General features: G+C 52.1%; 10 protein-coding genes. 6 read left to right on the top strand and 4 right to left on the bottom strand.

The window, feature by feature from the left end:
- Positions 1–8: 8 nt before the first annotated feature.
- From LQ777_RS15120 to LQ777_RS15105, 4 genes are all read left to right on the top strand, one after another.
- Entirely contained in the window at positions 9–902 is an 894-nt protein-coding gene (locus LQ777_RS15120; protein ID WP_232558765.1) for a carbohydrate kinase family protein, read from the top strand.
- Positions 903–947: 45 nt separating this feature from the next.
- Complete coding sequence (locus LQ777_RS15115) at positions 948–4,106, top strand: SusC/RagA family TonB-linked outer membrane protein (protein ID WP_232558764.1); 3,159 nt, start codon at positions 948–950, stop codon at positions 4,104–4,106.
- A 17-nt stretch (positions 4,107–4,123) separates the two neighbouring features.
- A complete protein-coding gene (locus tag LQ777_RS15110) occupies positions 4,124–5,842 on the top strand; it encodes a RagB/SusD family nutrient uptake outer membrane protein (RefSeq protein ID WP_232558763.1) in 1,719 nt (572 codons plus the stop codon).
- Between the two features lie 69 nt (positions 5,843–5,911).
- Positions 5,912–7,423 (top strand): glycoside hydrolase family 32 protein, encoded by a 1,512-nt coding sequence (locus tag LQ777_RS15105; protein WP_232558762.1) that lies wholly within the window; start codon positions 5,912–5,914, stop codon positions 7,421–7,423.
- A gap of 179 nt (positions 7,424–7,602) precedes the next feature.
- On the opposite strand, the gene LQ777_RS15100 is transcribed toward LQ777_RS15105, so the two are convergent.
- Positions 7,603–7,773, bottom strand: coding sequence for a WCX domain-containing protein (locus LQ777_RS15100; protein ID WP_232558761.1), 171 nt, complete (start codon positions 7,771–7,773; stop codon positions 7,603–7,605).
- Positions 7,774–8,183: 410 nt separating this feature from the next.
- Here LQ777_RS15100 and LQ777_RS15095 point away from each other — a divergent pair, with 410 nt between their 5' ends.
- Positions 8,184–8,504: a hypothetical protein gene (locus LQ777_RS15095; RefSeq protein ID WP_232558760.1), complete on the top strand. Its 321-nt coding sequence runs from the start codon at positions 8,184–8,186 to the stop codon at positions 8,502–8,504.
- 378 nt (positions 8,505–8,882) lie between these two features.
- Positions 8,883–9,995, top strand: a complete 1,113-nt coding sequence (locus LQ777_RS15090) for an alpha/beta hydrolase (RefSeq protein ID WP_232558759.1) — start codon at positions 8,883–8,885, stop codon at positions 9,993–9,995.
- 75 nt (positions 9,996–10,070) lie between these two features.
- Here the strand turns inward: LQ777_RS15090 and LQ777_RS15085 are convergent, their stop codons facing one another.
- The 3 genes from LQ777_RS15085 to LQ777_RS15075 form a co-directional block, all read right to left on the bottom strand.
- Positions 10,071–10,475 carry a response regulator gene (locus tag LQ777_RS15085; protein WP_232558758.1) on the bottom strand — a complete coding sequence of 135 codons (405 nt, stop codon included), beginning with the start codon at positions 10,473–10,475 and terminating at the stop codon, positions 10,071–10,073.
- An 817-nt stretch (positions 10,476–11,292) separates the two neighbouring features.
- The gene (locus tag LQ777_RS15080; protein WP_232558757.1) at positions 11,293–12,978 is read right to left on the bottom strand and encodes a RagB/SusD family nutrient uptake outer membrane protein; all 1,686 of its coding nucleotides are present in this window, start codon (positions 12,976–12,978) and stop codon (positions 11,293–11,295) included.
- 101 nt (positions 12,979–13,079) lie between these two features.
- Positions 13,080–16,151, bottom strand: a complete 3,072-nt coding sequence (locus LQ777_RS15075) for a SusC/RagA family TonB-linked outer membrane protein (protein WP_232558756.1) — start codon at positions 16,149–16,151, stop codon at positions 13,080–13,082.
- Positions 16,152–16,214 lie beyond the last annotated feature (63 nt).

Here is a 16,214-nt window from a genome sequence, read left to right as displayed (position 1 = left end):
CTCTGATCATGACACAAACCATAACCTGTTTCGGAGAAACGCTCTGGGACGTACTGCCAACGAGTAAACAAGCGGGGGGAGCCCCCATGAATGTAGCCGCTGATCTGCGGAATTTTGGCATCAACGCGCAGATTATCAGCCGGGTAGGTACCGACGATCTGGGTCGCGAGTTGATTCAATTTCTGGATCAGAAAGGGCTCCCGCTCGATCTGGTTCAGATCGGTCAGACGCACTTAACGGGTGTTGCCAAAGCCAATATTTCGGATACGAATGAGGTAACGTATAAGATCGTCCAGCCCGTCGCCTGGGATTACATTCACCTCGAGCCCAACCTGATCGACGCCGTTCAGAATAGCGATCTGTTCGTGTACGGTAGCCTGGCGGCACGCAGCCCCATGACGCACGAGACTTTACTGGCGCTGCTGGCTGTTGCCCGCCGGAAGGTGTTCGACGTAAACCTGCGCGCTCCGCACTACGAACGCGAAACGGTCGAAGAACTGCTGCATCAGGCCGACATCGCCAAGCTGAACGAGCACGAACTAATTGAACTATCGGCCTGGTACGGCGAAGAAAACGATCTGCACCGGGCTATGCATCAATTGCGCGATCGCTATGCACTCGAAATCCTTTGCGTGACGCTGGGCGAGAACGGCGCGGTATTGCTGGACGAAACGGGCCTGTATAGTCAGGTCGGTTTTTCGATCGACGTAGCTGATACAATCGGGAGTGGTGACGCGTTCCTGGCTGCCTTTCTGTACAAAACGCTACAGGGCGAATCGCCGAAAAACACCCTTGAATTTGCCTGTGCAACCGGCGCGTATGTTGCGACGCAACGGGGCGCAACGCCTACGTTCACGGCGGAAACCATCGTGGATAAAATCCTGCGGTCTGAAGTGATCTGACCAACGTAATTCACCATTTCACCTTTTCTTAAACCCAACAACAACATGTGTAAAAATTACCTGTTTACGCTGATTGCCCTGTTGCTGACAGCCACGTTGGCACTCGCCCAGCAACGCACGGTTACCGGGACTGTCTTCGATTCGAAAACCAACGAGCCACTTCCCGGTGCCAGCATCATCATTCCTGGAACGACGACCGGAACGGTGGCCGATGTTGCCGGAAAGTTTTCGATTGCTGTGCCGCAGAGTGCCACTGGGGTTACCGTTTCCTTTATCGGCTACGCTACCCAGACGGTGTCGGTTGTGAATACGAATACCGTGACGGTTTCGCTGGCCGAAGGTGGTCAACTGGCCGAAGTGGTCGTGCTGGGTTACACCACGGCCCGCCGTCAGGATCTGACGGGTGCGGTGGCGATTGTAGACGTAGCGGCTACGAAAGCGACCAGCTCGGGGAACCCCATGCAGGCCTTGCAGGGACGGGTACCGGGTTTGTACGTCGAGAAATCGGGTACGCCATCCGGCGAGTCCAGCCGGGTGCTGATCCGGGGTGCCAACACCCTCGGTAACAACGATCCGCTGTACATTATCGACGGCGTACCGACCAAGCGGCCCTTCGTTTTCCAAAGTCTTAATTCCACCGCCATTCAGTCCATTCAGGTCCTGAAAGATGCGTCATCAGCGTCCATTTACGGATCGCGGGCGTCGAACGGGGTGATTATCGTAACCACCAAAAATGGATACAATACCGACGGAAAACTAAATGTTCAGTTCAACACCAGTATCTCGGCCCAGTCCGAAAAACCAGAGCGTTTCAAAATGCTGAACGCCGTTGATCGGGGACGGGCGCTTTGGCAGGCATCAGTCAATGACGGAGCCGACCCTTCTTCGGCCTACGGTGAAATTTACAACTTCGACTGGAACAAGAATTTCAGCAATCCCGTATTGAACAACGTAACGGTGCAGCCTTACGTTGGCGGTAACCAGAACGTACCGGCGGGCAACACCGACTGGCAAAAAGAACTTTACCAGACCGGCTTCATCACGAACAACGACCTGACGATTTCGGGCGGGACCAAAAGCTCGTCGATTCTGGTCAACCTGAGCTACCTCAATACCAAAGGTATGGTTCGGTTTACCGACTACAACCGGATCACGGGACGCGTAAATGGGATGACAAGCCTGGCCGACAACCGGGTGAAGTTCGGGGTCAATCTGCAATTAACGGCCTCCCGCGAAACGCCCGTCACCACAGACCTCGGCGGAGCACCAACACCTGGCCTGGCCGTGACGCTGGCGCCAACCATTCCGGTCTACACCACAACGGGTGACTACGCGGGTCCTATCGGGTCGGGTTATTCGGACCGCAACAACCCGGTGTTTATGCAATACATCAACCGCTGGGACAAAGTCCGCCGGACATTTGCATTCGGAAATATTTTCACCGAGATCGAACCGGTCCGGGGGCTGGTGTTCCGGTCGTCGCTGGGGATGGACAATGCGGGTTTCTCCAACAAAAACATCGAACAATCGTTCCAGAATGGCTTTATTGCCCGGTCGCTCAACAGTTTGACGCTTAGCACCAACCAGTTCCTAAGCCTGACTTGGACCAACACGCTACGGTACAATTTCGATGTAGGTCAGCACCGGTTCAACGTACTGGCGGGGGTTGAATCCATTAAGGACAACCTGGATAACGTCGTATCGTACCGCGAGAATTTTGCCGTGCAGAGCGAAGATTACTTTGTCCTGAGTGCCGCTTCGGGTAATGCCAGCAGCACGGGTACATCGACCGGAAGCCGGTTGTTATCGCAGTTTGCCCGGATCGACTACGGTTTTGGCGACCGCTATCTGGCTGCGCTTACGCTTCGTCGGGATGGTTCGTCCCGGTTCGGTACCGACAATCGGTACGGCTTTTTCCCGGCGGCTTCGGTCGGCTGGCGGATCGATAAGGAAGCGTTCATGCAGAACGTGAAGGCCATCAGCAACCTGAAACTACGGGCGGGCGTGGGCCGGATCGGTAATCAGGACATTGGGGATCTGGCCCGCTTTGGCTTGTTCGAACCCCGCTACGGTACGCTGGCTTCGCAGGTGCCCAATGGCCATAACAGCTTTTTCGATCAGTACTGGAACGTGGGAACGGCTTATGACCTGAACGGTACGAACAGCGGCACGTTGCCATCGGGTTTCGTGCAAACGCAGGGAGCCAACCCGGCTCTGCGCTGGGAAACGACCGACGAATTAAACGTAGGACTTGATTTCGGATTCCTGAACGGTAGCCTGGTTGGTTCGTTTGACTACTTCACCCGCGAAACCAAAGATATTCTCATTCAGCCACCTGTAGCAGCAGCGGTGGGTGAGGGCCAGCTGAAATTCGTGAACGGCGCGACGAAGACCAACAAAGGATTTGAACTATTGCTGACGTATTACGGGAAACCCAAAGGCGATTTCCGGTATAACATATCGGCCAACTTTGCCCGCTTCCGGGATAAGATTACCGTATTGCCTGACGAAGTGCGGTCAGCCTTCGCCGGAAACGCCGTGACGACAATCATCGGTCACTCGCAATTCGATTTGTTCGGCTACCGGACCGATGGTTTGTTTCAGAATCAGGAAGACGTAAACCGGCACGCTCAGCAGGTAGGTGCTGCTCCGGGGCGCATCAAGTACCGGGACCTCAACGGTGATGGCAAAATCGACGCGCTGGACCAGGAATTTTTCGGAACGACGCTGCCCGGTCTTGAGTACGGTGTTCGCGCTGAACTGGGCTACAAAAACTTCGATTTTTCGATCTTCGGATCGGGCATAGCCAGCCGGACCGGTTTCGATCCCTACACGTTCTACAACAACTTTATTCGTGGTCGCGAAAACGTAGGACCGGGCGTATTCAATGCCTGGACACCGCAGAACACGTCGTCCCGCATTCCGGCGCTCACGTTGTCGGATGGCAACAACGAAACCCGGTCGTCGGATTATTTTAACGTCAGCACCGCTTATTTCAAACTGCGGAACGTCCAGCTGGGCTACACTTTTCCACGGGATATGGTAGGCAAGCTGGGTATGGCAAGCCTGCGGTTGTACGCGATGGCCGAGAACGTGTTCTGGCTGAAAAACAAGAATTACCTGGGACCTGACCCCGAACGGATCGACATCAATACGGTTCCCGTGCCGCGTACCCTCACGTTCGGTTTAAATGTTTCCTTCTAAGCCCAAGACTTACGATCATGAAAAATAAAGTTCTGGTTTCATTGCTTCTGATGGCCGGTGGCGGTTTGTTTTCATCCTGCAAAGAATTCCTGGATTACCAGCCGCAGGGAACGCTTTCGTCCGAAAATATAAAAAGCGCCGACAATGCCGACGCTCTCGTAACAGCCGCTTATGCCTCGTTGGGTAACGGCGAAATGATTGGTCCCATCGCCAGCATGTGGGTGTACGGCAGCGTCCGGTCCGACGATGCGTACAAAGGTGGCGGTGGCGTGTCCGATCTGGAAGACATCAACTTCTACGAGCAGCATAACCTGACGCAGCCGCAGCAGGGTGGCGGGTTTTATCACCCGTACACCTGGGAAAACTACTACAAAGCCATTTCGCGGGCTAACGTAGCCATCCGGTCGATCAGCAACCTGACGGAATCGAGTTTTGCGTTGAAAACCACGCGTCTGGCCGAACTGCGGTTTCTGCGCGGTCACGCCCATTTCATGCTGAAAATGCTGTTCAAGTACGTGCCTTACATTGACGAAACGCTGACGAACGATCAGATTCTGGCTACGTCGAACCGGAAGTACACCAACGACCAGCTGTGGGATAAGATCGCCGAAGATTTTCAGTACGCGGTAACGAACCTGCCCGCTTCGCAATCGCAGGTGGGTCGGGCGAACAAACTGTCGGCGGCTGCTTATCTAGCCAAGTTGCGGCTTTATCAGGCGTATGAGCAGGACGAAACCCACAAGGTTGTCAGCATCAACAAAACAAAGTTGCAGCAAGTGGTTGACCTGACCCAGCAGGTGATTAGTTCGGGTAAATACAATCTGCAATCGGATTTCGCCGAGAATTTCCTGCCCGAATACGACAACGGTGTCGAGTCGGTCTTTGCGGTGCAGTATTCCATCAACGACGGAACGACGCTGGGACGGCTTAATTTTGAGGATGGGCTGAACTACCCCCACGGTGCTCCGCAATACGGTTGCTGCGGTTTCCACCAGCCCAGCCAGAACCTGGCCAACGCCTTCGGAACGGATGCCAACGGATTGCCTAAGTTCGATACGTTCAACGACGCTGTGATCGATTTCAAAACGGCTACGGTCGATCCGCGCGTCGATCACACGATTGGCATCGATGGCCACCCGTACAAGTACAATTCGGCTTCACCGTTCAGCAACAGTTGGGTGCGCGATCCGGGCGTATACGGATTCTACCAAACCATGAAATCACAGCAACTGGCAACCAGTTCGTCGTACAAAAAGCAGGGTCCGTTTATGGGTGTTTCGAAAAATATCGACATCATCCGGTACAGTGACGTGCTGCTCTGGCAGGCCGAAGCGTACATCGAACTGGGGCAACAGGCTCTGGCGCTACCGCTGATCAACAAGATACGGGCGCGGGCCGCTGCCAGCACAGGCCGCACCAAGAAAGCCGATGGCACTGATCCATCCAAGTACCTGATCAAGCCCTACGATTCGGCCAACTGGACGCAGGCATACGCCCGGAAGGCTTTACAGTTCGAACGTCGTCTGGAGTTCGCTACCGAAAGCCCCCGCTTCTTTGATCTGGTACGCTGGGGAATTGCCGCCGAAACGCTGAACGCATACATCACCAAGGAAAAAACCCGCCGGTCGCACCTAAGTGGCGCTAAATTTACGGCGGGCCGGGACGAATACCTGCCTATTCCGCAACGGGAAATTACCTTTACGAAAGGTCTTTACCAGCAGAATCCCGGATTTTAAGGTAATCAACGAACGGAGCGGGTGGAACGGCATAGCGTCGGCCACCCGCTCCGGCTAACCCAACAGTCTATGAAAAACAGCCTCTTATCCATCCTCGTCACCCTGCTGACGTTTGCCGGGTCAACGGTATTGGCCCAGACCCACCGGCCCCGGTTTCATTTTTCGCCCAAAGCCCACTGGATCAACGATCCGAACGGGATGGTCTACTACAAAGGCGTTTATCACCTGTTCTGCCAGTATTACCCCGAAAGCTCGGTCTGGGGGCCGATGCACTGGGTCCACGCCACCAGTAAGGATATGGTCCACTGGCAGGAGCAGCCCGTTGCGCTCTATCCCGACAGTCTGGGATATATCTTTTCGGGGAGCGCCGTTGTTGATATAAACAATACCACCGGATTTGGGAAGAACGGACAAACACCACTGGTCGCTATTTTCACGCACCACAATCCCAAACTCGAAAAGCAGAAGCCGGAGCAGGTGGAGTCGCAGAGTCTGGCCTACAGCCTCGACGAAGGGAAGACCTGGACGAAATACGCTGGAAATCCGGTCCTGAGTAACCCCGGCATTACTGATTTTCGGGACCCCAAAGTGCGGTGGTACGAAGCCGGGAAGAAATGGATCATGACGCTGGCTACCAAAGATCGGATCACGTTCTTTTCATCGCCGGACCTGAAAAGCTGGTCGAAAGAAAGCGATTTCGGGAGTGACGCGGGCGCGCACGGGGGCGTCTGGGAATGCCCGGATTTGTTTCCACTCACGCACAACGGCAAGACCGTCTGGGTACTGATCGTAAACATCAATCCCGGCGGGCCAAATGGCGGTTCGGCTACGCAGTATTTTCTGGGCGATTTTGACGGAAAAGCGTTTAAAGCGTATTCGAAGGAAACGAAATGGATGGATTTCGGACCCGACAACTACGCGGGGGTAACCTTCTCGAATACGGGCAACCGGACGGTTCTGATGGGCTGGATGAACAACTGGCAGTATGCGGATAAAGTACCCACCAGCCCCTGGCGTGGGGCTACGACCGTTCCGCGCGAGATGGGCCTGAAAGCAGTCGGTAACGAACTGTATTTGACGTCTACGCCGATAAAAGAACTGAACGGTCTGGACGAACCGGGCGTTTCGCTGAAAAGCCTGACTGTCAAGGATTCGTACGATCTGACGGCCAAAACCAAAAAGGAAACCTCTCTTTTCAAGCTAGAACTGACGGCTCCGGCCACGGCTGATTTCTCGGTGGTACTCGCCAACAAGCAGGGTAACGAACTAGTGGTAGGTTACGACAAAAAAGCCAACGCGTACTACATTGACCGCTCCAAATCGGGAAAAATAGACTTTGAAAAAGGGTTTGGCAAACGGCACACGGCCCCTCGGCTATCGGCGGACGCCAATCTGTCCATGACGTTACTATCGGATGTGGCCTCGGTCGAACTGTTTGCCGACGGAGGACTAACCGTGATGACAGAAATCTTTTTTCCGGAATCGGATATGACCCAACTGTCGATCAAATCGGCGCAGGGAATAGCTATTTCCAGCCTGAAACTGACGCCCCTGAACGCTTCCCAGAAAGAAGGTATGTAAGCACACCAGTGCCAGCACCGGACAGCCGTACTGAGCTTTGTCTGCGTGTTGAATGAGTAACGATTTTGTGTATACGTTGAGCCGGTGGCATCGTTGTCATCGGCTCAATTTTTATGGCGGTCAGTGGAGACGTTACTTGACGAGTACGCTAGAAGAGGGTCGTTACCCGGCTGGTTTCTTCAAAGACAATACTGCTGATACGCCTGATGGTGAAACTGGTTGAGGTCGTCGATCAGCCGTTGCGGAGATAACACCTTTACCTCCGGCCCCAACCGAGCTAGTTCAAAGACCAGTTCCTTATTAATGATAATCGACAGCCTGACCCGAAGTTCGGTCGGTGTATCCGCCAACTCGTCTTCTTCCTGAAACGGGTAAAACTGAGTGGAATTGAAATCTCAGACAGTTAGGTTTTAGTAAACAAGAAGGGTCTTCTAATCGTACCTGAGTAGAATTGAAATATGTGAAGTGACCACGGGGAGACTCGAACTCCCATGCTTTACAATACATAAGTGAAATTGAAATAATAACCTTACGGGTGTAATACTAGATTTCCTGTAATTTCTACTCGTAACGGTGATGATTGGCGTTTGATACGTATTGCTTGGTAAGCTTCCGCTATGAATTAACCGGAACTAATGAAAACGTGAGGTAATGGTTTATTTATAGGAGTGCTTACTACCGTAAACAAAGATTAAAGTTGTATACCTTATATTTTCGGTTACCTTTAGTAATTCACGGAGAGCTAGCCAGTCAAACCATCATGAGAGCTATTGTCGATACGTTTGAACACGATGAGTGGGTAATCCAAGAGTGGAAGGTTCGCTTCTTGCTCTCCGAAAAGCAACTTCATTTCATCAAGAAGCACTCAACAGTTTTTAATTGGTATGAAGATCAGCTTATCGCCGATACCTGGGAAGAAAAGCTGAAAATATGCTTCAATAGCATTCACAAGTTTTACAGGACGTTTGGTGTGTTGCCGCAAGTGGGTGACCGGTTGTTTGATGAAGATACAGGCTTGCTTATTCTGGATCGATCAATTGATGGCGGACTGATGACGGTTACCTTTACACTCAGCAACTAATCTCAAAACGCGCTTCCCACCTGTAACAATCGCTACGTTGCCTACTAACCGGTTCGCCCTGATCGCCTAACTCCATTTAGTACGCGCCAGGGTTTTTGCTCGTTGGGTGTTTCGATCGCTCGATGATCCAGACCGTACTGGTATTTTACTGGTCCAGACAAAAGGACTGTTTCATAACTGGGCAAAAGCCGCTTCAATCGTACTGTCTCTACACAAATAAGCCAGGCAGCAATCTGTGTCTGGCTTACTGTAACTCATACTTGTTATAACCTTACCTGTAAACGGTTTCTGTAGCAGCAGGGGTTGCGGAAGTGAGGCAATGGCGGTTAAAACGCTTCGATAAGCAGTAAAGAGATTTCTTTTCGTTCTTCTAGGGACATGAATCAATCAACTACTTCTTTGGCTCGGCAATGTCGGGCGTTTGTGTTGACGACGGTCTGTTGTCTGATCGGTTCGTTGTCTGGCTTTGGTCAGGATAACGCCTTGAAGACGGGAACGGTAGAGCGTATTAAAGTGCATGGGAAAGGGCTGGAGGGCAATCTGGCTGGCGATTCGCCTGATCGGGATGTGTCGATTTATCTGCCGCCGAGTTATAAAACCGACAAGAATCGACGCTACCCCGTTATTTATTTTCTGCACGGGTTTACCGACAGCGATGACAAATGGTATGGGTTTACGAAGCACTGGATCAATCTGCCCGCTACTGTTGATAAGGCGTTGGCAGACGGAAAATCAAAAGAGTTTATTATCGTGACGCCGAACGCCTACAACCGTTTTTTCGGTAGTATGTACTCCAACTCGGTCACCATTGGCAATTGGGAGGATTACGTAGCCAAAGAACTGGTTGCCTATGTCGATGGGCATTACCGGACGATCCCGCAGGCAACCAGTCGGGGGTTGGCCGGTCACTCGATGGGAGGCTACGGCTCGATTCGAATTGGTCAGAAACACCCGGAGATTTTTTCCAGCCTGTATCTATTGAGCCCCTGCTGTATGCTGCCTAATCTGGATGCTACACCCAATCCGCAGCAGGCCGCCAAGCTGGAAAGCGTCAAGACGGTAGCCGATCTGGAAAAAGCTGACTTTGGCACAAAAGCCGCTTTTGCGTCAGCAGCAGCCTGGTCGCCGGACCCCGGTCAGGGCGTTTTTCACCTGGACTTACCGGTAAAAGATGGGCAGCCCCAGCCAATCGTTATGGCTAAGTGGGTAGCCAATGCGCCGTTAGCCATGATCGATCAGTACATTTCAAACATCAAGCAGTTGAAGGCGGTGGCGTTTGATGCCGGCGATAAGGATGTAAGTATTGCGGCCAACAACAAGCGGCTGGATGGGGTGTTGACCAGTTATGGAATTGCGCATACGTACGAAGAATACGAAGGCGATCATATCAACCGCATTGCTGAACGAATCGAGCAGAAGATGCTTCCTTTCTTTACCACCAACCTATCGTTCGATCAAGCCAGCGGAATGCGGGCTGCGAAAAAGAAGTAAATACCTATCGCGCTAAATGCGAAGCGAAAACGACGCCTGATTGACCGGAATACCGTTGATCAGGCGTTTGCTTGTTTAGAGCGAGGAGAAATAACCCGCCAGGCAAAGTTCATCGGCAAAATTACGCCATTCCTGAAAGGTGGTAGGCTTGTTGGTAACCTGATAAACGTTTAATTCCTGCGCCTTGAACACCACATCCGACTTTAAATTCTGACTGAACAGAATGGTTTTCAACGTGCTGGTCGATGGGTTTTCTTTTAGTCGCTGGATGAGTTGTAAACCATCCGTACCGGGCAAGTAATAATCGACAATCAGCAAGGCTGGGAGTGAAGCGGCCTGCGTAATAGCTTCCAGCAACGCTGTGTCACTGGGAAAGCTGACTATTTGACAAGTCAACTGCTCGAGCTTGAAGGCTCGTTGGATGATGTCCGTAACTTGTTCGTCATCGTCGACAAGCCAGATGGTTGCTTTTTGTTGCATGATTATCAGTAAAAGAGAATAACGCTAGTATCTGCGTGTACTTGCGCAAACTGAAGCGCTTCAAAACGACAGCCTGGTTTAGTAAAGTAACGTATTAAGTCAGAAACCGGTATGATTGTTGGACAATCACCCGAACAATAGCGGTTTGTGACATTTGCAGGATTGTCCGTTAATCAAGAGGTAGTAGTTTGGCATGTGTGTCGATCAATTTTCTAGATTAGTGTTAAAAATCGATTAGAATTACTTAAGTATAAATACAAGTTTGGCTACTGTGTATTTACTTTGCATGGTCATCTATTAGTTTTTGAAATAGTGGCGCTAGCTAAACCAGTTGAGTGTACTGAGGAGTTTGGGTTCGCTAGAGGTATCTACAACTGCTACAAAGGCGGTCGTAATCTGATTTGCTTATGATTGAGTAATTATATTTTTATGTTGAAGGTAGTAGTGTAATCCCTTCTGGCCCTGCCGGTAGGGATTTTTATTAGTCGCCGGTTACTTCTGCCTGTTTTGTAGTCGATTTACTTCTGCAATTACTTAAATTGGTTTCCCTAAAGTTTACCCGTACTTGCTTAACCCTACTCGTTACTAACCTATGGAATTCAACAGTTCTAATTTCTTCTATCGACTCGTCGATTTGTCTGTGCACGCACTGGTCTACTCGTTCTTGCTACTGCTGCTAGTCTCTGGATTCCACGTGCTGTGGCAATTGTCGAGTTAGTGAAAAACCTATTTGAACGACACCGTAACAAAACAGCGGCTAATCAGGTGATGATTAGCCGCTGTTTTACTTAGCAGAATACGGATCGGCGATAGTTGTTTAATAGCTTTCGTTCTGCACTAGATAACCGGGCAAGTTCGACGCGCCATCGATGGCGGTTTGTGGAATCGGGAAGATGCGCTTGCGGGTATTGTTGTTGGTCTTTTCGGTCCAGGTCCCTTCGTATTTACCAAAGCGGATCATATCCGTCCGGCGAACCATTTCCCAGTACAATTCGAAACCGCGCTCCCGGAACAGCAGGTCCAGATCCATCGTCGTCAGGGTAGGTGGGGGCGTTGTCAGCGTACGCGCTGCCCGAACCGTGTTCACGTCGGCGAGGGCGCTGGCTGCATCATTGCTCTTGCGGAGTTTGGCTTCCGCACGCATCAGATACACATCGGCCAGCCGAACAATCGAAATGTCTGCGTCGCCCAGGTTCCGGCCACTCGTCGATTTCTTGCTGAACTCGTATTTTTCGACCCGGTAGCCCGTGCTGTAATCGCTGCCCGCTACGGTGAAATCAACCTGCTCGGTGAAAATCACGGGTACGGTGGGGCGGTTGCGGGTTACGTTGGTCAGCCTGCCAACTTTGTATTTGCCATCGGGGCAACGCAAGAAAGCGCCGTTCACCCGCAGCAGGCCGTACTGTTGGCCGCGTAGAATACCCCGGTTGATGTTGAAATCACCCTCGGCTACGCACGAATCCGCCGGGTTCGAGTAAATCGACAGGTTTTGCTTGTAAAAACGCGGGTCAACGGACGGATCTTTTGGTGAATACGCGCTGGTCCAGCTTCGGTAGTAATCGGGCGTGATGGCCGGACCGTCGGTGCCGTTAGCCGCCGGGTAAGCAGGCAGCGGAAACTGGTCGCCCGAAATCGAGAAATAAGCCAGTCGGTTTGTTCCATTCAGCTCGGCCCGCTGGTCGACGGCAAAGATCAACTCCTTGTTGTCGTGGTTATTCGAGTTGAAAATTGAAAAGTAATCCCTCGACAGCTGGTACTGACCCGAGTTGATAATCTTGTCACAGTATTCCACCACCTTATCCATATCGGCGGGTTGAAACGTAAACTGCGTAGCGTACCGGTCGCGATACACGGCGGCATTGAGATAAAGCCGCGCCAGCAGACCCCAGGCTGCCCCTTTGCTCATCCGGCCAGGACCAACCGAAGGGGATAGATTAGGCTCGGCGGCTAATAATTCGCTCAGGATGTAATTGTAGGCGGCCTCTCCGCGTAAAATTTTTGAGTTGGCCTGTGGATCGTCTTTGACGAATACAACCCCAAACAGATCAAGCATCAGCATGGAGTAGTAAGCCCGCATACCCCGTGCTTCGGCCAGGTAGATAGCCGCCGACGGGTCTTTAAGGTTCGGCAGCGTATTGACGGCCGACACGGAACGCGAAAGGCTTTGCGCCAGTAGGTTCCAGGTATTGAGCAGGTTGGGATCTGTGCTGGTGTGCGTATGCTGGTGCAGGGCCAGATAAATGCCATTGTCGCCCCAGTCGGTGCCGCCCCGGTAGGGTAGAATCGCTTCGTCGGTCGAAATTTCCTGAACGGCGAAGTAGTTCGTATGCAGGAAAATGTTGGGAAGCAGCGCGTAAACCGGGGCAATGTTACCGTCGGCAAGCTGCCGGTCCGATAAGCCCGATACCGACGCTTCATCGAGTACGTTTTCTTCGAGTTTGGTGCAACCGTATGTTCCCGACAAAGCAACGAGCGCCAACGCGGAAAAGATTATTTTTTTCATGGCTAAAGAAGGTAAGTCATTGATTGTCGTTTATCCTGCTGTTGCCAACGTTCCAGACAGACGAATAGCAAGACGTGAAAAGACAATCAATGACAGGATGATTAGAATGTAAGGTTCAGACCAAAGATGACCGAGCGCGCTTTGGGGTAGCTGAGGTAATCGATACCAAAAGACGAAATACCATTCACGGCACGGTCGGTGTTAACCTCTGGATCGTACCCGTCGTATTTGGTAATGACGAACAGGTTCTGAGCCGTTACAGAGATCCGAATGCCGTTGAGCCAGCGGTTGATACCTATCGACTTCGGATTCAGGTTATAACCGAGCGCGAGGTTGTTGAGCCGGAAAAAGCTGCCGCTCTTTAAATAGCGTGTCGATACCGGGGCCGAGTTGTTGATCGACTCTTGCGCGTACTGAATGGCTTCGGGTGTCGAGTTCAGGCCCTTCGACAACCGCAACTTGTAAAAACTCGCGTTGGCCGTATTGTCGTAAATCTTGTTGCCCGACACGCCATTGAAGTTGATCGCTAAGTCGAAGCCTTTGTATGCCAGAGTACTGTTGATATTGAACTGCTTGGTAGGCAACGCGCTGCCAGCCGCAATCCGGTCTTTGTCCGTGACGATACCGTCGCCGTCCGCATCTCGGTAGGTGCTAATCCCTTTCTCGTCAAAGCCCGTGAATTCTTTCAGGAAAAACGTACCGATGGGTTGCCCGTTAATGTAGCCGTTGACCGTTGCCGACGTGAGGCCCGAACCCTGCGCCGATCCCGACGTGATAACCGAATAAGGGGAGTTGCGGACTACGTTGTCAATGAACGTGATGTTTCCCCCGATGTCGAATCGGAAACCGCTCAGGCTGGCGTAACGGTAGTTCAAGTCCAGTTCGAGCCCCTGGTTGGTGATGCTCATGTTCGGCACGTTGGTCCAATAGGTGCTGGCGGGTTGAACGGGATCGGCGGGGATTACTTCAAGCAGAATCTTGTTCGATACTTTGCGGAAGTAATCGACCGAACCCGACAATGCCCCTTTGAACACGGCAAAATCAAGTCCTAAATCGGTTTGCGACGATACTTCCCATTGAATGTCGGGATTCGCCAGTCGGGTGTACGAGATACCGGCGGGGTAGCTGGTCGAACCGTCGAGGGGATAGCTGGTCGTGTTGGACACCTGAGCCGTAAACAGGGCCTGCGTGATTTTAGCCGGAATTTCCTGGTTGCCCGTCTGGCCCCAGCCCGCCCGTAATTTCAGATCTGTGAACGGTCCCGATTTCAGAAAGCTTTCTTCCGACAGCCGCCATCCCGCTGAAAACGATGGGAAAACGCCGTATTTGTTGTTGGCACCGAACTTCGACGAACCGTCGGCCCGTACGGTAGCTGTTACCAGATACTTGTCGTTGAACTGGTAATTGACCCGGCCAAAAAACGATTGCAATTCATTCTTCAGCGCGAAACCCGTTGGGCGGTTATTCGCTAGCGTCAGTTCCTGCCCTAAACCAGGGTTGTAGATTGGTTCGACGGGCGTAATCGGGAATTTGTTGATGCTCCAGTTGCGCTCCTGCACAAAGAAATTCTGGTAGGAGTGACCCAGCAAAGCCGTCAGATTGTGGTTGGTCTTGGTGAGCGTGTACGTGAAGTAGTTTTCTACCAGCACGTTGCGGTTGGTAGTGTAAGTGCTCAGCAGCCGTCCGTCCTGTTGCGGAACGGCGTTGGCCAGTGACTGTTGATCGCGAACCGCACTGGAGTTGTCGATGCCGAAATTGAGCTTGTAGACCAGATTCTTCAGAATTTTGTAGGACGGTGAAATATTGGCTACGATCCGGTTCGTGGTCGTTATGTCTTTCTCGAGCTTCAACGTGATCAACGGGTTTGTAGCTCCTTGGTACTGAAACGGATCACCTGCCGAATCGTAAGCGGGAAATGTGGGATTAGCGGAGATGGCACCGCCAATGGTCGTCACTCCGCTACCTGCCGAGTTTCCGGGAGGCCGTTGATTATTTGTGTACGATGCGTTAAGGTTTACGTCCAGCGTCAGCCGGTCATCCAGCATCCGTTGTGTTGCGTTGATACGACCCGTATAGCGGTCGAGCTGGCTGTTTTTGAGAACGCCCTGCTGGTTCTGTACGCCGACGGACCCGTAATAGGTTAGCTTATCCGATCCGCCACTAAACGACAAATTATGGTTCTGGGTGTATGCGGTCTGGCTGATTTCTTTTTGCCAGTCGGTTGATCCACCTTTATCATCTAGAACACCACCAAGCGCTTTTACTTGCTCCCGAAACTCATCCGCCGTAAATACTGGCAGCGGACGCGCCATTTTGGAAATGCCCAGACTCGACGAAAGAGTCAGCGACGCGGAACCCGATTTTCCTTTCTTGGTCGTGATCAGGACAACGCCGTTGGCGCCCCGCGCTCCGTAGATCGCCGTTGCCGAGGCATCTTTCAGTACGTCAATCGATTCGATATCCTGTGGATTCAGAAACGTCAGTGGGTTGGTAACCCCGCCCGTGCTGGAATTGTCCAGGGGTAAACCGTCGAGCACGAAGAGGGGAGTACTGCCGGTCCGAACACCACCGGGTCCGCGAATCGTAATGGTTTGCGAACTACCGGGTTCGCCACTCGCCGACGTTACATTTACCCCGGCTACTTTACCCTGGATCAATTGCTCCGGCGAGTTGATGATCCCCCGGTTAAAATCAGTGCTTTTCACCGATTTGATGGACCCGGTCATATCTTTCTTGGTAGTGCTACCGTAACCAATCACGACAACCTGGCTCAATTCGGACGCTGACGAGCTAAGGGCTACGTTGATCGCCGTGCGATTGCTGACCGCTACTTCCTGCGATACGAAACCGATAAAACCAAAGACAAGTACGGCATTGTTCGCGTTGGGTATGGTGATCCGGTATTGCCCATCAGCGTCGGTGGTTGTGCCGCGCTGAGTTCCTTTCAGTACGACGCTGCAACCGGCCAGGGCTTCGTTGGTGGTTGCATCGGTCACCCGACCAGTGATCGTGACGTCAGCCGTCGTTTTTGCGTTTGTTGAATGAGCCGTTGCGCTTACCGCCAGGGGCAAATTTGCTGCCTGGGCGGATAGTGAAACGGTAACGGCTAAAGCTAAAAGCAATAACCGCCAGCAACGCCCATATTGAGAAGTCAATTTGTAGATGGATGGCATACAGAGGACATGAGATTAAGGTGCAAAATTGAACGTATTGTCTGATTGTGACGAGCCGTATTT

Source organism: Spirosoma oryzicola, from assembly GCF_021233055.1.
Classification (GTDB): domain Bacteria; phylum Bacteroidota; class Bacteroidia; order Cytophagales; family Spirosomataceae; genus Spirosoma; species Spirosoma oryzicola.
The sequence above is the reverse complement of the archived record's forward strand: the minus strand, read 5'-3'. Positions and strand labels throughout refer to the sequence as shown.